The 19,281-nt window shown below is 71.1% G+C and carries 16 protein-coding genes; 6 read left to right on the top strand and 10 right to left on the bottom strand.

Going from position 1 to position 19,281, the window contains the following annotated elements; translation table 11 throughout:
- Together ABZ406_RS14235 and ABZ406_RS14230 are read right to left on the bottom strand one after the other, a co-directional pair.
- On the bottom strand, positions 1 to 435 hold a 435-nt coding region (locus tag ABZ406_RS14235), incomplete at its 3' end, for an endo-1,4-beta-xylanase (protein WP_357760461.1).
- 338 nt (positions 436 to 773) lie between these two features.
- Positions 774 to 2,549 (bottom strand): family 43 glycosylhydrolase, encoded by a 1,776-nt coding sequence (locus tag ABZ406_RS14230; protein ID WP_357760501.1) that lies wholly within the window; start codon positions 2,547 to 2,549, stop codon positions 774 to 776.
- A gap of 587 nt (positions 2,550 to 3,136) precedes the next feature.
- Here ABZ406_RS14230 and ABZ406_RS14225 point away from each other — a divergent pair.
- The 3 genes from ABZ406_RS14225 to ABZ406_RS14215 all read left to right on the top strand — a co-directional run bounded on the left by ABZ406_RS14225 (position 3,137) and on the right by ABZ406_RS14215 (position 7,583).
- A complete protein-coding gene (locus ABZ406_RS14225; RefSeq protein WP_357760458.1) occupies positions 3,137 to 5,473 on the top strand; it encodes a beta-L-arabinofuranosidase domain-containing protein in 2,337 nt (778 codons plus the stop codon).
- A 160-nt stretch (positions 5,474 to 5,633) separates the two neighbouring features.
- Positions 5,634 to 6,578: a superoxide dismutase gene (locus ABZ406_RS14220; RefSeq protein ID WP_357760455.1), complete on the top strand. Its 945-nt coding sequence runs from the start codon at positions 5,634 to 5,636 to the stop codon at positions 6,576 to 6,578.
- A 135-nt stretch (positions 6,579 to 6,713) separates the two neighbouring features.
- Positions 6,714 to 7,583 (top strand): endonuclease/exonuclease/phosphatase family protein, encoded by an 870-nt coding sequence (locus tag ABZ406_RS14215; RefSeq protein ID WP_357760452.1) that lies wholly within the window; start codon positions 6,714 to 6,716, stop codon positions 7,581 to 7,583.
- 45 nt (positions 7,584 to 7,628) lie between these two features.
- On the opposite strand, the gene ABZ406_RS14210 is transcribed toward ABZ406_RS14215, so the two are convergent.
- Positions 7,629 to 8,513: an MHYT domain-containing protein gene (locus ABZ406_RS14210; RefSeq protein WP_357760450.1), complete on the bottom strand. Its 885-nt coding sequence runs from the start codon at positions 8,511 to 8,513 to the stop codon at positions 7,629 to 7,631.
- Between the two features lie 166 nt (positions 8,514 to 8,679).
- Positions 8,680 to 11,481: a DEAD/DEAH box helicase gene (locus tag ABZ406_RS14205; RefSeq protein ID WP_357760448.1), complete on the bottom strand. Its 2,802-nt coding sequence runs from the start codon at positions 11,479 to 11,481 to the stop codon at positions 8,680 to 8,682.
- An 86-nt stretch (positions 11,482 to 11,567) separates the two neighbouring features.
- Here ABZ406_RS14205 and ABZ406_RS14200 point away from each other — a divergent pair, with 86 nt between their 5' ends.
- Positions 11,568 to 12,326: an HAD-IA family hydrolase gene (locus ABZ406_RS14200; protein WP_357760445.1), complete on the top strand. Its 759-nt coding sequence runs from the start codon at positions 11,568 to 11,570 to the stop codon at positions 12,324 to 12,326.
- 75 nt (positions 12,327 to 12,401) lie between these two features.
- Positions 12,402 to 13,319 carry an EamA family transporter gene (locus ABZ406_RS14195; RefSeq protein WP_357760443.1) on the top strand — a complete coding sequence of 306 codons (918 nt, stop codon included), beginning with the start codon at positions 12,402 to 12,404 and terminating at the stop codon, positions 13,317 to 13,319.
- Here the strand turns inward: ABZ406_RS14195 and ABZ406_RS14190 are convergent.
- From ABZ406_RS14190 to ABZ406_RS14165, 6 genes are all read right to left on the bottom strand, one after another.
- Positions 13,282 to 14,223, bottom strand: coding sequence for a diacylglycerol kinase (locus ABZ406_RS14190; protein ID WP_357760498.1), 942 nt, complete (start codon positions 14,221 to 14,223; stop codon positions 13,282 to 13,284). The genes ABZ406_RS14195 and ABZ406_RS14190 overlap by 38 nt on opposite strands.
- Before the next feature lie 162 nt (positions 14,224 to 14,385).
- Complete coding sequence (gene tatC, locus ABZ406_RS14185) at positions 14,386 to 15,339, bottom strand: twin-arginine translocase subunit TatC (RefSeq protein WP_357760440.1); 954 nt, start codon at positions 15,337 to 15,339, stop codon at positions 14,386 to 14,388.
- Between the two features lie 18 nt (positions 15,340 to 15,357).
- Positions 15,358 to 15,672, bottom strand: a complete 315-nt coding sequence (gene tatA / locus ABZ406_RS14180) for a Sec-independent protein translocase subunit TatA (RefSeq protein WP_124855346.1) — start codon at positions 15,670 to 15,672, stop codon at positions 15,358 to 15,360.
- 159 nt (positions 15,673 to 15,831) lie between these two features.
- Positions 15,832 to 16,077 (bottom strand): hypothetical protein, encoded by a 246-nt coding sequence (locus ABZ406_RS14175; protein ID WP_357760436.1) that lies wholly within the window; start codon positions 16,075 to 16,077, stop codon positions 15,832 to 15,834.
- A gap of 10 nt (positions 16,078 to 16,087) precedes the next feature.
- Positions 16,088 to 17,143 (bottom strand): YafY family protein, encoded by a 1,056-nt coding sequence (locus ABZ406_RS14170; RefSeq protein WP_357760433.1) that lies wholly within the window; start codon positions 17,141 to 17,143, stop codon positions 16,088 to 16,090.
- Entirely contained in the window at positions 17,140 to 18,138 is a 999-nt protein-coding gene (locus ABZ406_RS14165) for a WYL domain-containing protein (RefSeq protein ID WP_357760432.1), read from the bottom strand. The genes ABZ406_RS14170 and ABZ406_RS14165 overlap by 4 nt, the downstream gene beginning before the upstream one ends.
- Positions 18,139 to 18,255: 117 nt before the next feature.
- On the opposite strand from ABZ406_RS14165, the gene ABZ406_RS14160 reads away from it, so the two are divergent.
- Positions 18,256 to 19,260 (top strand): cation diffusion facilitator family transporter, encoded by a 1,005-nt coding sequence (locus ABZ406_RS14160; protein ID WP_357760429.1) that lies wholly within the window; start codon positions 18,256 to 18,258, stop codon positions 19,258 to 19,260.
- The last annotated feature ends 21 nt before the right edge of the window (positions 19,261 to 19,281 follow it).

The following is a 19,281-nucleotide window of genomic DNA, read 5'->3' as shown; positions in this document are numbered from 1 at the left end:
CGCGACCTGGGTGACGTGGTTGATCGCGGCGTTGCGCAACGCGCTGCCGGACATGCCCTGCGCCCAGCCCGGCTGCTGCGCGTGCCACAACAGCGCGTGACCGCGCACGCTCATGCCGTTGGCCTGCGCGTGACTGACCAGACGATCACCACCGGTGTAGCTGAACCGACCCTGCTGCGGCTCGGTGGCGTCCCACTTCATCTCGTTCTCGGGCACCACACTGTTGAACTCACGGTTCAGGATCGTCGTGTAGGTACTCGTGGACAGCTTGCCCGTCGCGACGGCGGCGCCGAAGTAGCGGCCCTTCTCGGCCGCCGAGGCCCGCAGGGTCGTGCCGGCGCTGGCCGTGGAGGTCAGCGTCACCGTCATAGCGGCGGCGAGAGCGCCGGTGACTGCGATGGTCACCGCCGCTCGCAGGGCTCTTCTGTGATTCATGCGGATTCCTTCTCTGTGGTGGTGCAGCGATGGAGACGCACGCCCGAATCTGCTTCTGCGACAGGGAGACGTCAGCAACGGTCGCCGTCGCGGCAGCGGTGCGGGGAGTCCTGACCCGACGTCCGGCATGCCCTGGGCGGACGTCGCAGGTCGAGGTGCCACAGCAGGTTCGCCCGGTGAACCACAGGTGCGGCCGCCCTCAACCATCGACTGTGAGCGATAACATGCCGTTCGTCAAGTCGTAACCAACAGCACCGAGCGCCGGTCGCTCCGTCGCGGTGGTGGGGTCCGTCGGCGTGCTGCCGGAGCCGCGCCGAGAACGGCTCCGGCAGCGCCCGTCACTGGAACGAGGCGTCGTCGACGAGGAGACCGTCGGTGCCCTCGGCCGTTTCGACGTAGAAGGCGGCGCTGCTCAGGGTGCCGCTCCACGACACGGTCGTGGTGCCGGTGAGCTGGGTCCAACCGTTCACGCTCACCCCCACCGCCGGGGTCAACTGGAGGTAGCTCGTCGTGCCGTTCGCGGTGAGCGACAGCGTCGCCTTCGCCGACGGGGTGCCGCTCTGTGCGCGTACCCAGACGCTCGTGGTGTAGCTCTTGCCACTGGTGAGCTTGCTCGTCACGTCCTGGCTGGGGCCGTTCCACGCGCCGGTCCGGCCGGTGATCGACAGCGACCCGCTGCCGCCGTGCGCGACTGTGGTGTTCCGGGCGAGCGTGCCACTGCCGCGCACACCCCAGCCGGTCGTGCCGTTCTCCACGTCGCCGTTGGTGATCAGTTTGGCGCTGCCGCCGCCGGTGCCGCTGAACTGCCACCAGTTGATGTTGAACAGGTTGCCGGTGCCACCGGCGAAGCGCAGGTAGAGATCATGGGTGCCGGTCGCTCCGCTGACCGCGCACGTGCTCGTGGTCCAGGTCTGCCAGCCGCCGGTGCCACCCACCGTGCAGGTGCCCACTGTCGGACCGCTGGCGCTGTCGAGGCGTACCTCGATGCGGCCGCCGCTGGTGGCCGAGGCGACCCGGGCGTTGAACGATGTCGCACCCGCGCCGAAGGCGACGCCCTTGACCTTGATGTAGTCGCCGTTCTCGATCCAACCGACGTTCATGCCGCCCTCGCTGGACACCTCGGTCTCGATCCCCGAGCCCCAGGCGATCGTCTCGGCCTCCTGCCGCACGTACGGGTTCAGCGTGCCCACCTGCGGGGCACCCGTACTCGTCATCGTGATCGTCGGGATCAGGTTGTTGCTCGTGTAACTGAACTTCTCCACCGCTACCGAACGGGTGTAACCACTGCCACCGGGCAGTGCCCCGTTGTGGTAGAAGAAGTACGAGCCGCCCTGGAAATCGATCACACCCGCGTGATTGGTGAAACTCGCACCCTGTCGCGGCATGATCGTTCCCCGGTACGTCCACGGCCCGGTCGGTCCCGTCGCCGTGGAGTACGCGATGAACTCCGAGCAGCACTCCGCCGCGAAGACGTTGTAGTACAACCCGTTGCGCTTGAACACCCACGGCCCCTCCTCGTACAGGGTCGGCCGACTCGCATTGCCGTTACGGGTGCCGAACCCCGCCGTCGTGAGGGAGATTCGCGTCGCGCTGCCGGAGAACGAAATCATGTCCGAATTCAATTTCACGTACCAAAGGCCCGGGTTACCCCAGTACAGATACGCCTGCCCGTCGTCGTCGACGAAAACTGTCGGATCGATCTCGTTGTTGCCGACGAGCGGTCGGCCGAGCGCGTCGCGGAACGGCCCGGTCGGGCTGTCCGCCACCCCGACGCCGATGACCATCTGGCCGTTGGAGCGCTGGCGCACCGGCACGTACCAGTAGAACTTTCCGTTACGGGCGATGACCTGCCCGGCCCACGCGTTGGCGTCCGCCCAGGCGAAGGTGGCCAGATTCATCGGCGAGCCGTGATCGGTCCAGTTCACCATGTCCGCTGACGAGTACACCCGCCACTCACGCATGGTGAAATAGGTGGACCCGTCCTCGTCGTGCCCGGTGTAGAGGTACACCCTGCCGTTGTGCACGAGCGGCGCGGGGTCGGCGGTGTAGATGGTCTGGACGATGGGATTGTCCGCCCTGGCGGCACCGGGAGTCAGGGCGAGGACGCAGGCCATGGTGGTCAGCCAGGCGATGGCGCGCCTGGCCCTGGTGGTGGTTCGGTCTTTCACCTTCACGATTACTCCCAGGATGCGACGGCTGTGTTAGCGCTAACAGACTGTGGTGGAGTGCCCCCTCCCTCATCTGACCTGGCTTTTTGTGAGGTGCGGGATCACCGTCGTAACCACATCGCAGCATCGATGTATCAACGCTGACATCGAAGGTTTACGATGCACGGTAAATGAGCGAGCGGGCGGGCGTCAACGGAGGCAGCTCCGGCGGCCTCCGTCACAGACGGTCACATCGAGCTGATCGCGAGCACGAGCGAGGTCCGTTTCGGACCACCACTGCCGCCAGACCTGGCCCATCCGGCTCGGGTCACCACCGGAGTGGGTCGACGAGGCGTCCCGAGGGTTGCGGGCATGTTAACGACGAACTATGTTAGCGATCACATCGATGTGCCGCGATAAGCGCAGGGGTGGGCACCCGGCGCACACGGCGACCGTGTCCCCGCCACACCCACACGCACCCGGCGTCGGCCTCTGCCGCCGACGACCCACCGCCGACGATGGCGGCCGCGTACCCGGCCACCAGGAGGTTCCCCATGCCACCACCCCCGCCCCTCAGCCGCCGCCACCTGCTCCAGGCCGCCGGAGCCACAGTGCTCGTCTCCGCGACCGGCGCCGTCGTCTCCCCCGCGAGCGCGTCCGCCGACGTCGTGCCCCCGGTCCGGTCCGACATCGGCGTCTCGGCGTACGGATTCGACCCCGGTCAGGTACGACTCACCTCCGGCAGGTGGATGGACAACCAGAACCGGACGCTCAACTACCTGCGGTTCGTCGACGTGGACCGGATGCTCTACAACTTCCGCGCCAACCACCGGCTGTCCACGAACGGTGCCGCCACGAACGGGGGTTGGGACGCGCCGAACTTCCCGTTCCGGACCCACATGCAGGGCCACTTCCTGAGCGCGTGGGCGTACGCGTACGCGGTGCTCGGCGACACCACCTGCCGGGACAAGGCCAACTACATGGTCGCCGAGCTGGCCAAGTGCCAGGCGAACAACGGTGCCGCCGGCTTCGGCGCGGGATACCTGTCCGGCTTCCCGGAGTCCGACTTCACCGCGCTCGAGGCACGAACGCTGTCCAACGGCAACGTGCCCTACTACTGCATCCACAAGACCCTCGCCGGTCTGCTCGACGTCTGGCGCTACATCGGCAACACCCAGGCCCGCACGGTGCTGCTGTCCCTCGCCGGCTGGGTCGACACCCGGACCAGCCGACTGAGCTCCAGCCAGATGCAGTCGATGCTCGGCACCGAGTTCGGGGGCATGAACGACGTGCTCGCCGACATCTACCAGCAGACCGGCGACAGCCGATGGCTCACCACCGCCCAGCGGTTCGACCACAACTCCGTGTTCAACCCCCTGGCCGCCAACCAGGACCAGCTCAACGGACTGCACGCCAACACGCAGGTGCCCAAGTGGATCGGCGCCGCCCGTGAGTACAAGGCCACCGGGACGACCCGTTACCGGGACATCGCCAGCAACGCGTGGCGGATCACCGTCGGCGCGCACACGTACGCCATCGGCGGCAACAGCCAGGCGGAGCACTTCCGGGCGCCCAACGCGATCGCCGGCTACCTCAGCAACGACACCTGCGAGCAGTGCAACACGTTCAACATGCTCAAGCTGACCCGGGAGTTGTGGCTGCTCGACCCGAACCGGGCCGACTACTTCGACTTCTACGAGCGCGCGCTGATCAACCACCTGATCGGCGGACAGAACCCGGCCGACAGCCACGGCCACATCACCTACTTCACCCCACTGCGACCGGGTGGACGTCGTGGTGTGGGCCCGGCGTGGGGTGGCGGCACCTGGAGCACCGACTACAACTCGTTCTGGTGCTGCCAGGGCACCGGCCTGGAAATCAACACCAGGTTGATGGACTCCATCTACTTCTACAACGGCACCACGCTGAGCGTGAACCTGTTCGCGCCGTCGGTGCTGAACTGGACACAACGCGGCATCACCGTCACCCAGACCACCAGCTTCCCGGTCAGTGACACGAGCACCCTGACCCTGAGCGGCTCGATGAGCGGCTCGTGGAGCATCCGGGTACGCATCCCGTCCTGGACCAGCGGTGCGACGATCGCCGTCAACGGCACAGTGGAGAACGTCGCCACCACACCGGGCAGCTACGCCACTGTCACGCGCACCTGGGCCGCCGGCGACACCATCACCGTACGGCTGCCCATGCAGGTCGCCGTCCGGGCCGCCAACGACAACTCCACCATCGGCGCGATCACGTACGGCCCCTCGGTGCTGGCCGGCAACTACGGCAACACGGCGCTGAGCGCCGCGCCGACCCTCACCGTCGCGTCGATCACCCGGACCAGCACCAGCTCGCTCGCGTTCACCGCCAGCGCCAACGGGTCCACAGTGAACCTCGGCCCCTTTTACGACGCCCACGGCTTCAACTACGCGGTCTACTGGAACACCAGCGGCAGCAGCGGCGGCGGCGGCAGCCACCGCCTGGTGAACGTCGGCACCGGGCTGGTTCTGGGCGTCCAGAACATGTCCACCGCCGACGGTGGTCTGGCCGTGCAGTGGAGCGACAGCGGCACCGCCGACCACAACTGGGTGGTCGTGACCGACGGCAACGCGGTCCGGTTCCGCAACGTCAACAGCGGAAAGGTGCTCGGTGTGGAGAACATGTCCACCGCCGACAACGCCCGCGTCCTGCAGTGGGCCGACAACGGCACCGCCGACCACAGGTGGATCCTCGTGGACAACGGCGACGGGACCTACAAGATCCGCAACGTCAACAGCAACAAGCTGCTCGGGATCCTGAACGGGTCGACGGCCATGGGTGCGCAGGCCGTGCAGGACTCGGACAACGGCAGCGCGGACAACAGGTGGAGGCTGGTCCGCAACGCCTGAGCGCCGACCCGCTCGACGGGCTCACCGGCGCGGTCACCCGAAGGCCGCGCCGGTGACGCCGGGCGGGCAGCCGGCAGCGGTCGTACAGTGGGGAGGGTCCTGGCCCCAGTGATCGTGGCGGACGTGTCGGCTCGTGCCGCTTCCGCCCGGAAGGAGCACAGTGAACCGCCCCCTCCGCACCACGCTCGGCAGCGCGTTGACCGCCGCCCTGCTGGCCACAGTCGTCGTCGCGCCGTCGCCGGCCCAGGCGCACCCCGCCGGCCGGCCGCCGACAGTCCTCGCCCTTCCCGACGGCTTCCAGCCCGAGGGCATCGCCACGGCCGGAAGGTACGCCTACTTCGGCTCCCGGGCGACAGGTGCCATCCAGCGCGTCGACCTGGTCACCGGCCGCGGCTCGACGATCGGCGCGGCAACCGGCACGCCGTCGCTCGGCCTCAAGGTCGACCCGCGCGGCCGGCTCTTCGTCTCCGGCGGCACGGCCGGCGACGCGCGCGTGCTCGACACCCGCACCGGCGACGTCCTGGCCCACTACCAGTTCGCCACCGCCCCGACGTTCGTCAACGACGTCGTGCTGACCCGCGACGCCGCGTACTTCACCGACTCGAACCGGCCGGTGCTCTACCGGCTGCCGCTCGGCCGTGGTGGGGCGCTGCCGCCCACCGACGCCTTCACCACGATCACCCTGACCGGCGCGTACGCACAGGTCGGCACCGGCGTGAACCTCAACGGTGTCGCCACCACACCCGACGGCCGGGCGCTGATCGTCGTCCAGTCCACCACCGGGACGCTGTTCCGGGTCGACCCGGCGACCGGCGTGAGCACCGTCGTGGACGTGCCGGGCCACACCTTCACCAACGGCGACGGGCTGCTCCTGCTCGGCCGCACCCTCTACGTCGTGCAGAACCGCCTCAACCAGGTCGCTGTGGTCCGGTTGAACAAGGCCGGCACCGCCGGCACGCTCACCGGCACCATCACCGACCCGAACTTCGACGTGCCCACCACTGTCGCCGCGGCACTGGGCCGGCTCTACCTGCCCAACGCCCGGTTCACCACGACCCCGACCCCGAGCACTCCGTACGCCGCCGTCGCGGTCCGCGCCCACTGAGCGACCCGAGGGGGTGCCCCGCCGAGCGGGGTGCCCCCTCCGGCCCGCCGCTCTGGATCCCGATCGCCCACCGGCCGCCAGTAGGATCACTGACACCTCGGCGACGACTGTCGCCTCGCGCACCCCGGAGTCCGTGTGGCCGCCCGTTCATACCGGTTCCTGCGCCGCACCCTCGCGGTGGGCTGCCTCCTCGCCGCTGCCACGGTGCCGGCCACCCGGCCGACCGGCATCGTCGACACCGCGGACGCCCCGCAGCCAGTGGTCCTGCGGATGCTCCAGCTCAACCTCTGCAACAGCGGTCGCGCCGGCTGCTACACCGGTCGGGCGATGGCCCGGGCCGCCGAGGTCATCACCACCGAGGCACCCGACGTGGTCACCCTCAACGAGATCTGCGCCGGCGACCTGTCCGCCCTGCACGACGTGTTCCAAGCCGTCCACGCCGGTCGGACGGTCGTGGCCGCGTTCCAGGCCGCCGGCGACCGCCCGAGCGGCGACGACACCCGCTGCCGCAACGGCCAACGGTTCGGCATCGGGCTGCTGACCCACGTGCGGACGTCGACCACCCCGCACACCGTGTACGCCGGAACCCACCCCACGCAGGACCTCGCGGACCCGGAGGAACGCGCCTGGCTCTGCGTCGACGTCGACGGCGCCCTGCTCGCCTGCACCACGCACCTGTCGGCCACCGGCTACCGCGTCGCCCTCACCCAGTGCGACCACCTGCTCGACACCATCCTGCCGACGATCGGCCGCGACGCCGGGTACGAGCCCACGGTGTTGGGCGGCGACCTCAACCTGCGCGCCGGACACGACCCCGACGTGCGGTCCTGCATCCCGCCCGGTCATCAGCGAATCGACGACGGGCGGCTGCAACACATCACGGCGACCGCCGACATCACGCTCTGCTGCCGCTCAGTGGTGCCCATGCACGGCGCGACCGACCACCCCGGGCTGCTGGCCACCCTCACCGTCGACCAGAGCCGCCCCGGCCGCCGGCCGGCCTGAGCCGCTCCGCGCCGGGCGCGGTGGGCGGGGGCCGGCCGCACCTCGTCAGCGCGGAGGCGTGTCCCGACGGGACGGGAACGGGGTTCCCGGCTGGCCGAGGGTGGAACGGGCGCGCAACCCGACCGGGTCGGGAGCAACGACGGGCGCCGCCGGCGCCGGCTCCGACAGCCGCCGCCCATCCAGGTACGCGGCGGCAGCCCGGTCGTCGTCGGTAGGGGCGGCGAGCAGCGCGTAGAGCAGACCGACCACCCCGAAGATCACCGCCAGCACGATCGGCACCAGCAGGGTGCTCACCCCGGCTCCGGTCACCTCACCCGCCCGCTCGTGGCGGTGCACCGACAGGGCACTCATGCCGGTGAAGTGCATACCGTTGACGGCGATCCCCATCACCAGCGCGGAGGCGAAGATCGCCACTCCCCGCCGGACCGTCATCGCGAGCCACAACGCGACGGTGGACGCCACCACGGCGATGACCACCGAGAGCACGACCCGGAGAGTGTCGTAGCCGAGGTCGCCGTTGAGACGCATGGCGGCCATGCCGGTGTAGTGCATGGAGGCCACCCCGGCGCCGGTGAAGACGCCACCAGCGATCAGTCGTGCCGGATTCAGCCGCCCGGTACCGACGATGGCCAGGCCGATGCCGACCGCCACCACGGCGATGACAGTGCTGGCCGCGGTCAGCGGCACGTCGTAGCGGATGCGAGTGTTCTCCACGGCGAAGCCGAGCATGGCCATGAAGTGCATCGCCCAGATGGCGGTGCCGCCCAGCGCCCACGCCGACAGCAGACCCCACCACGCCCGCTGACCGTTCGTCTGAGCCGTGCGGATGCGGCCGGCGCACACGAGGCCGAGGATCGAGCCGAGCACGGACAGCGCGTAGCTCAGCGCGGGTGTGATCCACCCGTACTCAAAGTGATTGATCTCCGCCACGGCGGCTCTCTCCCCATTCGTTACCAGCGCGTCAACAAGACGCCTGGGCAATGATCAGGGGTGCCGTGATCAGGCGCAACAGTGCCCCCCGGGCTATTCGCGGGGTGCCGCTGCGGTAACCGTCCGCTGCGTCGATTCGGCAGAGAATAATGACTGAGCGTAATACTCAGGCTGACGTGTGGTACGCGAGAACCCCTCGATTGACTGCCGCTATAGCTTGTCGCGCGGTGGAACGCAGCTCCGTTGTGGCGCCACCGGAGTCGGCAATCTGACCGAGCAGGTCGACCACCTGTCGGGCCCACCGGACGAAGTCCCCGGCGGGCATCTCACCATCGATCTCGTGCCCGCTGCCGAGCACCTTGGCCAACGCCTCGCCCCGCGCCCACCGGTAGACGGGCCAGGCGAAACCGAGATCCGGCTCCCGGGTCGCGGTCAGCCCCCGCGCCGCCTCGTCGGCCTCGATCTCCCCCCACAGCTTCAGCGTCTCGTCCACCGCGTCGGCCACCGGCCCGCGCGGCAACGACGCCCGCTCGTCGACATCACGACGCGCCTCGAACACCACGACGGACACCGCGGCGGCCAACTCGGCCGGCGACAGCCCGTCCCACACGCCCCGGCGCAGGCACTCGGCGACCAGCAGGTCCGCCTCGGTCCAGATCCGGCCCAGCATCCGACCGGCGTCGGTGACCGCGCCGTCAACGGCGAGGTAACCACGCTCGGTCAGCAACGCCACGATCCGGTCGAACGTCCGAGCGAGGGACCCCGTACGACCACTGACGCGCTCGCGCAGCTCCTCGGTGTCGCGCTCCAGCCGGCGACGCCGCTCCGCCCAGCGGGCGTGCTCCTCCCGCTCGGGGCAGGCGTGGCAGGGGTGATTGCGCAGCTCGGTGCGCAACTGGGTGATCCGGTGGTCCTCGCCGGTCACCTGACGGGAGCGGCCCCCGCGCCGGCCACCGTGACGGTCCAGGCCGGTGCCGCTGACCTCGGCGGCCAGATCCCGCCGGGCACCCGGGGACCGGTGGTTGAAGTGCTTGGGCACCCGGATCCGGGCCAGCACCTCGGCCGGGGTGGTGAAGTCGCCGGGGCTGACCCGCCCCGCCCACCGGTCCTGGGTGAGCACCAGCGGCCGGGGCTCACCGAACCCGCCGGTCGCCGGGTCCAGCACCACGGCCAACCCGGCGCGCCGGCCCGACGGCACCCGGATCACGTCGCCGACGCGCAGCCGCTCCAGCGAGGCCACCGCGGCGGCCTTGCGCTGGGTCTGCCCCTGCCGGGCGATCGCCTTCTCCCGGTCGGCGATGGCCACCCGCAGCGCGAAGTACTCGTCGAAGTCGCCGTGGTGGCAGGCGGCCTCGGCGCCGTACGCCTCGATGGTCTCGGTGTTGCGCTGCACCTGCCGGGCCAGGCCGACCACCGACCGGTCCGCCTGGAACTGGGCGAACGAGGACTCCAGCAGCGCCCGGGCCGGCTCCGCGCCGACAGTGCCGACCAGGTTCACCGCCATGTTGTACGACGGTCGGAAGCTGGAGCGCAGCGGGTAGGTGCGGGTGGACGCGAGCCCCGCCACGTGCCGTGGGTCCGTCTCCGGGGACCACACCACCACGGCGTGCCCCTCCACGTCGATGCCACGGCGGCCGGCGCGCCCGGTGAGCTGCGTGTACTCCCCCGGGGTCAGGTCGACGTGCGCCTCGCCGTTGTACTTGACCAACCGTTCCAGCACCACGCAGCGCGCCGGCATGTTGATGCCCAACGCCAGGGTCTCGGTGGCGAAGACCGCCTTGACCAGGCCACGGACGAACAACTCCTCGACGATCTCCTTGAACACCGGCAGCATGCCGGCGTGGTGCGCGGCCAGACCGCGTTCCAGGCCGTCCAGCCACTCCCAGTAGCCCAGCACCGACAGGTCCTCGCCGGGAATGGCGGTGACCCGGGACTCGACGACCCGGCGGATCTCGGCGCGCTCCTCCGCCGAGGTGAGCCGCAGCCCGGCGGCCAGACACTGCTGCACGGCGGCGGCGCACCCGGCCCGGCTGAAGATGAACAGGATCGCCGGCAGCAGGCCCTCCCGGTCCAGCCGGTCGACGATGTCCGGGCGCATCGGGCCACGCCAGCGCGGGCCACGCCGCCCGGCACCGGGCCCCGCGCCGCGCCCCTCGCCCAACTCCAGCCGCCGGGTCTGGTCGCGGGTGTAGCGCAGCAACTCCGGGTGCACGTCGTGCTTACGGGCGGCGTCGGCGTCGTGGAACAGGTCGAACATCCGCTTGCCGACGAGCATGTGCTGCCACAACGGCACCGGCCGGTGCTCGCTGACCACCACGGCGGTCTCGCCGCGCACGGTGACCAGCCAGTCGGCGAACTCCTCGGCGTTGGAGACGGTCGCCGACAACGAGATCAGGGTGACCGAGGCGGGCAGGTGAATGATCACCTCTTCCCACACCCCACCGCGGAACCGGTCGGCCAGGTAGTGCACCTCGTCCATCACCACGTACGCGAGGCCCTGCAGCGTGCTGGAGCCTGCGTAGAGCATGTTGCGCAGCACCTCGGTGGTCATCACCACCACCGGCGCGTCGCCGTTGATCGCGTTGTCACCGGTCAGCAGACCGACCTGCTCAGCGCCGTACCGGGCGACCAGGTCGTGGTACTTCTGGTTGGACAACGCCTTGATCGGTGTGGTGTAGAAGCACTTGCGCCGGGCCGTCGGGGTCACCGCGTCCTCGGCGGGAGGCGGGTCGTCGGGCCGCCCGCGCAACGCCAGATGCACAGCGAACTCGCCGACCACCGTCTTACCCGCGCCGGTGGGAGCGCAGACCAGCACACCACTGCCCCGCTCCAGCGACTGACACGCCTCCCGCTGGAAGTCGTCGAGGTCGAACCCCAAATCGAGGGCGAACTCGTCCAGCGCCGGAAACTGTGCGGCTTGTGCGGCCTTGCGGCGCGCCGCTGCGTACCGCTCGGCGGGACTCGACATGGCACCAAGATTAGTGCGTACCGCACCACGTCACCTCACAAGGCCGTCCGGAGGTGCCGTCGGAGGCGGTCGGTAGGGTGCACGGCGTGCCGGACCATGCCGAACCGCCCCAGACCAGTCCGCCGGGCACCACCGCCCACCGGGCGTCCCGACGCCCTGTCAAGGCGGTGCTCTTCGACTTTCACGGCACCCTGGCCCAGGTGGAGGAGCCCCGGCGGTGGGTGCTGGAGGCCGCGGCGGCGTGCGGCGTCACACTGGACCGGGTCCGCGCCACCTCGCTCGCCGACCGCCTGCTGACCGCCGGCCGCGCCGGCGGGCCACTTCCGGCGCGGGTCCCACCCCGTCTCGCCGAACTGTGGGCCGACCGGGATCTCTACCAACACGCCCACCGGGGCGCGTACACCGGGCTGGCCGAGACCGTCGACGCCGGCATCGACGGCTTCGCCGACGCGCTCTACGAGCGGCTGCTGACCGCCGAGGGCTGGCTGCCGTACACCGACACCGCCCCCACCCTGACCGCGCTGCGCGACGCCGGGGTGCCGGTGGCGGTGGTCAGCAACATCGGCTTCGACCTGCGTCCACACTTCGACACCTGGGGGCTCACCGACCTGGTCGGCGCGTTCGTGCTGTCGTACGAGGTCGGGCGCTGCAAACCCGACCCGGCGATCTTCTGGCGTGCCTGCGGGATGCTCGGCGTCGACCCGGAGCAGACCCTGATGGTCGGTGACACTCCGGCGGACGCCGGCGCGGTGGCCGCCGGTTGCCCGGTGCTGGTGCTACCGGCAGCCGAGCCGGGCCGGGAGAACGGGCTGGGCGCGGTGCTCGACCTCGCCCTGCCGACCTGACCCACGCCGGCCCTCCCGGACAGGTCACGCCGGTGGACACCGCCGGACGGTAGCCGGAGCTGACCCCCTACCGTCGTGCCCGTGACCGAGATCCTGCTGCCCACCCCGTCGCCAGCTGACACACCGCCGGCCCGGCGCGGTGGCGTCGTCGCCGTGGGGATGGTGCTCGGCGGGGCCCTGTCGGTGCAGTTCGGCTCCGCGATGGCCGCGTTGCTCTTCCCGCGTACCGGGGTGGCCGGGGCGGTGACCCTGCGGCTGACCATCTCGGCGGTGCTGCTGCTCGTCGTGTGCCGACCCCGACTGCGCGGGCACGACCGGTCGGCCTGGCTCGCGGCCGGCGCGTTCGGGCTGGCGCTGGCCGGCATGAACTCGCTGTTCTACCAGGCCATCGAACGCATCCCGCTCGGCCCGACGGTGACGCTCGAGGTGCTCGGCCCGCTCGCGCTGTCGGTGTACTCCGCCCGACGACTGGCGAGCTGGGGATGGGCGGGACTCGCGCTGGCCGGGGTGGCGCTGCTCGGGCAGGGCGGCTTCGACCGGCTCAACCCGGCCGGGGTGGCGTTCGCGTTCGGCGCGGGAGCCATGTGGGCCGCGTACATCGTGCTGAGCGCCCGCGTCGGCAGCCGCTTTCCCGGCGCCGACGGGCTGGCCCTGGCGCTGACCGTCGCCGCCCTGGTCACCCTGCCGCTGGGTATCGTCGACGGCGGTGCGGTGCTGCTCGAACCGCAGGTGCTGGCGCTCGGCGCCGCCCTCGCGGTGCTCGCCTCCGGCCTGCCCTACACCCTGGAACTGTTGGCGCTACGGCGGATGCCCACCGCCACCTTCGCGGTGCTGATGAGCCTCGGCCCGGCCATCGCCACGCTCGCCGGCTGGCTGGTGCTGCGGCAGGCGCTGACAGTGCTGGAGTGCGCCGCCATCGGGCTGGTCATCGCGGCGAGCATCGGCGCGGTACGGGTCAACGCAGCAGCCGCAGGGCTCCCGGAACCGCGCTGATCGTCACCGGCAGCTCCAGGGAGCGTTCCCCGTCGGCGTACGAGGTGATGCCCTCGGCGGCCAACTCCACTGTGCGGGCCCGGAAGCTGCGCACCAGCGGGTGACTGACGTGGGTGCCCTGGTAGATGCGCGGCTTCACCCGGACCAGGGTCCGCCGGTCGACCCGACCCGCCACCACCACGTCGAGCAGGCCGTCGGTCGGGTCCGCGTCCGGGCAGATCCGCATCCCGCCTCCGTACGTGGGGCAGTTGCCCACCGCCACGAGCACCGCGTCCAGGTCGTGCGACACCCCGTCGAGGCGCACCGTGTAGCGGCGGGGGCGCAGCCGGGCCAGCTCCACCAGGATCGCCAGGTCGTACCGGCGCGGGCCGCGCGGCCAGCGCATCCGGTTGGCCCGCTCGTTGACTATCGCGTCGAACCCGGCCGCGAGGACCGCCCCGAACCAGCGCTCGACACCGTCGACTCCGATCATCCTGGCCAGGTCGACAGGTCGGCTGCTGCCGTCGCGCACCGCCTCGGCGATCACCGCCGCCGCCGCGAGGGGGTCGGCCGGGAAGCCGGTGTCCAGGGCGAAGTCGTTGCCGGTGCCGGCCGGGATCGGGCCGAACGGCACCTCCGTTCCGGCGACCGCCTGCAACGCCCGGTGCACTGTGCCGTCCCCACCGATCGCTACCAACGCGCCGACCCCGTCCGCCACCGCTCGTCGGCACGCCGCCTCCGCCTCGTCCGGGCTCGACGCCGACAGCAACCGGATCGGTCGACCCGTGGCGGTCAGCCCGTCCAACAACCGGGGCAGCAGGGCGCTGTAGCGGCCCCGGCCGGCGGTCGGGTTCGTCAGGACCGCCACCGGGCCACCGGCGAGCGGAACACTGTCGACCGGTCCACCGGCGACCGGGCCGGGCAGGTGATCGTCTGCGGTCACGGGCAGCACCGTACCGCTCGGACACCCGCTGTTCACCAGGGGCAGGCGTCGTCACCGTCAGTGCCGCGGCCGGCGCGAGGTGACGCGACGACGCCGCCCCCGGAGTACGGGGACGGCGTCGGTGGACCGGGCGGCGCGCGGCCGTCAGGTCATGTCGTCGTAGCGGCGTTCGATCGGCGCCGGTGGGGCGACCGGCTCGGGCACGCCGATCGGCGCTGTCGAGTCGACCCGCTGCCCGGCCACTACCGGGTCCGGGTCGAACTCCAACGGCGACACCTCGTCGTCGTCGAGGCCGGCGTAGACCTCCTTGCCCCGCCCACGCCGCCGGTCGTTGATGAACGCGACGCCGACCGCAGCGAAGTAGAGCGCGGACAGGCAGATCGCCAACGCGGTCATTCCGAACGGGTCCGGAGTGGGGGTGACCACGGCGGAGAACGCGAAGAACACGAAGATCGCCACCCGCCACCAACTGAGCAGTCGTTTCGCGCTGGCCAGACCGACGAAGTTGAGCATCAGCACGATCAGCGGAAACTCGAACGCCACCCCGAACAGCAGGATGAGGTTGGTGACGAACGAGATGTACCTGGTGACTTCCAGATTCGTCGCGATGTCATCGCCGGACACGTTCAGCAGGAACTCGAGGCCCTTGGTGGTGACGAAGAAGGCCAGTACGGCGCCGGCCGCGAACAGCGGCGCGGCCAGCGCCGTGAAGATGTACGCGTAGCGCCGCTCGTTCCGGTGCAGACCCGGCGCGATGAACGCCCAGAGCTGGTAGAGCCAGATGGGGGCCGCGATGACCAGGCCCACCCACAGACCGATCTTGAGGTTGAGCAGGAAGACGTCCGCGACACCGAGCTGGACGAACTTGCACTTGCCCGAGATCGGATCCATCGAGGCCGGAAGATCGCAGTACGGCTTCGACAGCAGGATCCGGACCGGAGTCGCCAGCCAGATGCCGACGCCGAACCCGATCATGATCGCCAGCGACGCACGGAAGAGACGGTTGCGCAGCTCGCGGACGTGCTCGATGAGCGTCATCGAGCCATCGGCGGCCCGTTCGAAGGTGCTCGGGCCGCGTTTGCGCAGTGCGAAGGCCACGGGAGTGGTGCCCTTCGGTCAGTTGTCGCGGACGCGGTGCACCGGGTCGACGACCGGCTGCTGCGGCGGCGCCTGCTGGTACGGGGCCTGCTGCGGCTGGCCAGCGTACGGCGCCTGCTGCCCGGCGTGCGGCGGCAACGGCTGGTAGCCGGCCTGCGCGTCGGCCTTCTCGGCGAGGTCGCGGTCGTCGTCCTGCAGGCTCTTGGTCTCGGCCTTGATGATCCGCAGCGACCGACCCAGCGAACGGGCCGCGTCGGGGAGCCGCTTCGCACCGAAGAGCAGGATCAGCACAACCACGAGAACTGCGATGTGCCACGGCTTGAGGGCACCCATGAGAAGCTCCAGTCGCTCTGTGTTCGGGGGGTGGTACGCAGCCCATCGTACGTGCGGATCGGCTGTCCGCCACCCGCCGGGTGGTGGTGGTCTGGCCGGGAGGGTGAAGTCTTGACCAACCCGCGATGATCCGTCAACCACCGCCGGGCGCGCGCTCGATCAGCCGCGCTTGGCCTTGATCACCGCGAGTCGCCGGGAGGTGGTGTCGAGCTGACGTTGGACGCCCTCGGCTCGCTGTTGCAGCGCCTCGGCGGTGTCCCGCAACGCCTCGGCCTCGACGGCTTGCCGCTGCAACGCCACGGCGGCGCGGCGCAGCCGGGGCAGCCGGGTCAGCACCGGGCGCACGGCGAGCGCGAGCGCCACGAGGGGTAGCAGCACCACCGCGAGCACGATCCAGATCAGCACGGCGGTCAGCCTACTGGGTGCGGCCGGCGACCGCCGGGTCACCCGACGGCACGCGCTCCGGGTCGACCTCCGCCGGCCGGGACACGGCAGTGGGCGCGGGCACCGCGTACGCGTCCAGCGCGGCGGCGGCGGTCGCCCGCACCTGCTCGGCCAACTCGACCGGGGCGACCACAGTCACCTCCGGGCCGAGGCCCAGCACGAACCGGCGGGCCCACAGCAGGTCGGTCACCCGCAGGGAGACCAGCCACTGGTCGCCGTCGCCGGCCTCCACCCGCTCACACGGGTAGTACTCGGTGATCCACCGCTCGCCCCGACCGATGCGCAGGGTGATCAACGGCAGGTCGGCCGAGGGGCGGAACACACCAGCGGTGAGGTCGTGCGGCACGGCCTGCGGCGGCACCACCGCCGGCTCGTCCAACTCGGTGATCGCGTCGATGCGGTCGGCGCGGAACAGCCGGACGGCCTCCGCCCGCCGACACCACGCCTCCACGTACGCCCGACCGCCGACCATGAGCATCCGCAGCGGGTCGATGACGCGCTCGGTGGTCTCGTCCCGGGCGGCCGTGTAGTAGGTGATCCGCAGGGCCTTTCCGCCCTCCACCGCCGCGCGCAGCGCCTCGACCCGCACCGTGTCCCCGGGCAACCGGACCGCCACCGGGGCGCCCACCAGGTCACCGGCGTCCTCGATCTTGGCGAGGGCCCGTTCGACGGCCTCCCGGTTGGCCACCCCGGGCGTCTCGGCGAGCATCCGCAGGGCCACCACCAAAGCGAGGGCCTCGTCGGGGGTCAACCGCAACGGCCGGTCGATGCCGGCGTCGTAGGTGATGGTCACCCGGTCGCCGTCGAACGCCATGTCGATCAGGTCACCGGGGCCGTAGCCGGGCAGCCCGCACACCCACAGCAACTCCAGGTCCTCCCGGAGTTGGCGTTCGGTGACGCCCAGGTCACCGGCCGCCTCGGCGATCTCGATGCCGGGCCGGGCCAGCAGGTAGGGCACCAGGTTGAGCAGTCGGGCCAGCCGGTCGGCGGACGCGCGGGAACCGTTGCGGGCGGCCGGTCGGGTCACCTGGCACCCCCGCTCACGGCCAGCTCGTCGTGGCGCACCGCGATCTCCTTGAGTCGTTGGATGACGGCCTCGCGGACCTCCGGCGGGTCGAGGACCCGCACGTCCGGGCCGTAGCCGACGAGATGACCGGCCAGCCCGTCCGGGTCCGCGTACGGCAGGACCAGCCGGTCGCCGTCCGGACCGGCGGTCACGGTCACCGCCCAGCGGCGCAGGCCGGCGGCCCGCCCCGGCGCGGCCAGCACGGTGGCCCGACCGGTGCGCTCCACCGGACCCGACCAGGCCGCCACGTGGCTGATCAGGTCGACGTTCGCCGGCGGCTCGTACGCGCCGGGAGCGCCGGTCACCCGGACCGCGCCGACGACCCGGGACAGCCGGAAACAGCGGGTCGCCTCCCGGTCCTGGTCGTGGCCGACCACATACCACCGGCCACGCCAGCAGACCACACCCCAGGGTTGCAGCCGCCGCCGACTGGGCGCGTCACGGTCGGGCACCCGGTAGTCGAACCCCACCTCGCGGCGGTCCCGGGCGGCGGCGGTCAGCGGCGCGAACGCAGGGTCGACGGTGACCATCGGCTCCAGGCCCAGGGTCGCCTGCGGGTCCACGTCCACCCCGGCCGCCCGCAGCTTGGCCAGCCCGGACGACGCGGCGGCGGCCAGCCCCGCGTGCTGCCACAGCCGGGCGGCGATGCCGACAGCGGCGGCCTCGTCCGGTTCGAGCAGGATGTCGGGCAGCGCGTATTCCCGGTGGGCGATCCGGTAGCCGGGCTCGGCGTCGAAGGCGCTCGCGGTGCCCGTCTCCAGTGGCACCCCCAGCTCGCGCAGCTCGGCCTTGTCCCGCTCGAACTTGCGCTGGAACGCCTCGTGGTCGCGTGCGTCGTCCGGATCGTGCTCGTAACCGGGCACCGTCGCGGCGATCTGCGCGGCGGTCAGGAACCGTCGCGTGGACAGCAGACAGATCACCAGGTTGACCAGGCGTTCGGTACGGGTCCGCGACACGCGGTAGACGCTAGCAGCCGACCCGCCCACACCGTGCACCCACGCGGGCGTGCCGCACACTTGTTCGGATCGGGCCTCCCCCGGCGCGTCGCCGTCCCCGGTCATAGGGTGATCCTCATGTCGGAACCGGAGGCCAGGCCCGAGAGTGAGAGCGTCGGCACCGTCGTCGTCGCCGGCGTCGCCAACCTCGCCATCGCGGTCGCCAAGCTGATTGCCGGGCTGATCTCCGGATCCGCCGCGATGCTCTCCGAGGCGGCGCACTCGGTCGCCGACACCACCACCGAGGTGCTGCTCTTCCAGGCGCTGCGCCGGGGCGCCCGACCGGCCGACCAGCGACACCCGTTCGGGTACGGCAAGGAGAGCTACGTCTGGGCGTTCTTCGCCGCCATGTTCACGTTCGTCGCCGGAGCCGGTTTCGCCGTCACCCACGGCGTCACCACGATCCTGGTGCACGAGCACAGCGGCAACTTCCTGATCTCGTACATCGTGCTCGGGGTGTCGTTCGTCATCGAGTCGATCTCACTGACCCGGGCCGTACGCCAGGTCCGCCGCGAGTCGCGGCGCTGGCAGACCACCCCCCGGCGGTTCCTGCGCCTGACCGCCGACACCACGGTCAAGGCGGTCTTCCTGGAGGACAGCGCGGCCCTGATCGGCCTGGTGCTGGCCGGGCTCGGCGTGGGGCTGTCGCACGCCACCGGCGACGAGGTGTGGGACGGCGTCGCGTCGATCCTGATCGGGCTCCTACTGCTGACCGTCGCCGGGATCCTCGCCAGCAACAACCTGTCGCTGCTGGTCGGCCGGGCCGTCCCGGAGCGGCTGCGCCGCGAGATCGAGCAGGATCTGGCCGGGCTGCCCGAGGTGGAGCGCATCGACACCCTGTTGACCATGCAGCTCGGCCCGCAGGACATCCTGGTCGCCGCGAAGGTCGACTTCCGGGACGAGGCCACCGGCGCGCAGATCGAGGCCACCGCCGACGAGGCCGAGCGGCGACTCACCGACCGGTACCCGGAGATCCGCTTCGTCTTCCTCGACCCCACCCGTTCGATCCCGGGCGCCACCGGCACCGCCCGGCACACGCAGGCCGGGCCGAGCCCGGAAGCCGGCGGCCCCGAACCGACCTGACCCGCACGCGGGCCGCCGGGC

This window comes from Micromonospora sp. NPDC005710, assembly GCF_040630995.1.
Taxonomy (GTDB): Bacteria; Actinomycetota; Actinomycetes; order Mycobacteriales; family Micromonosporaceae; genus Micromonospora.
The sequence above is the reverse complement of the archived record's forward strand: the minus strand, read 5'-3'. Positions and strand labels throughout refer to the sequence as shown.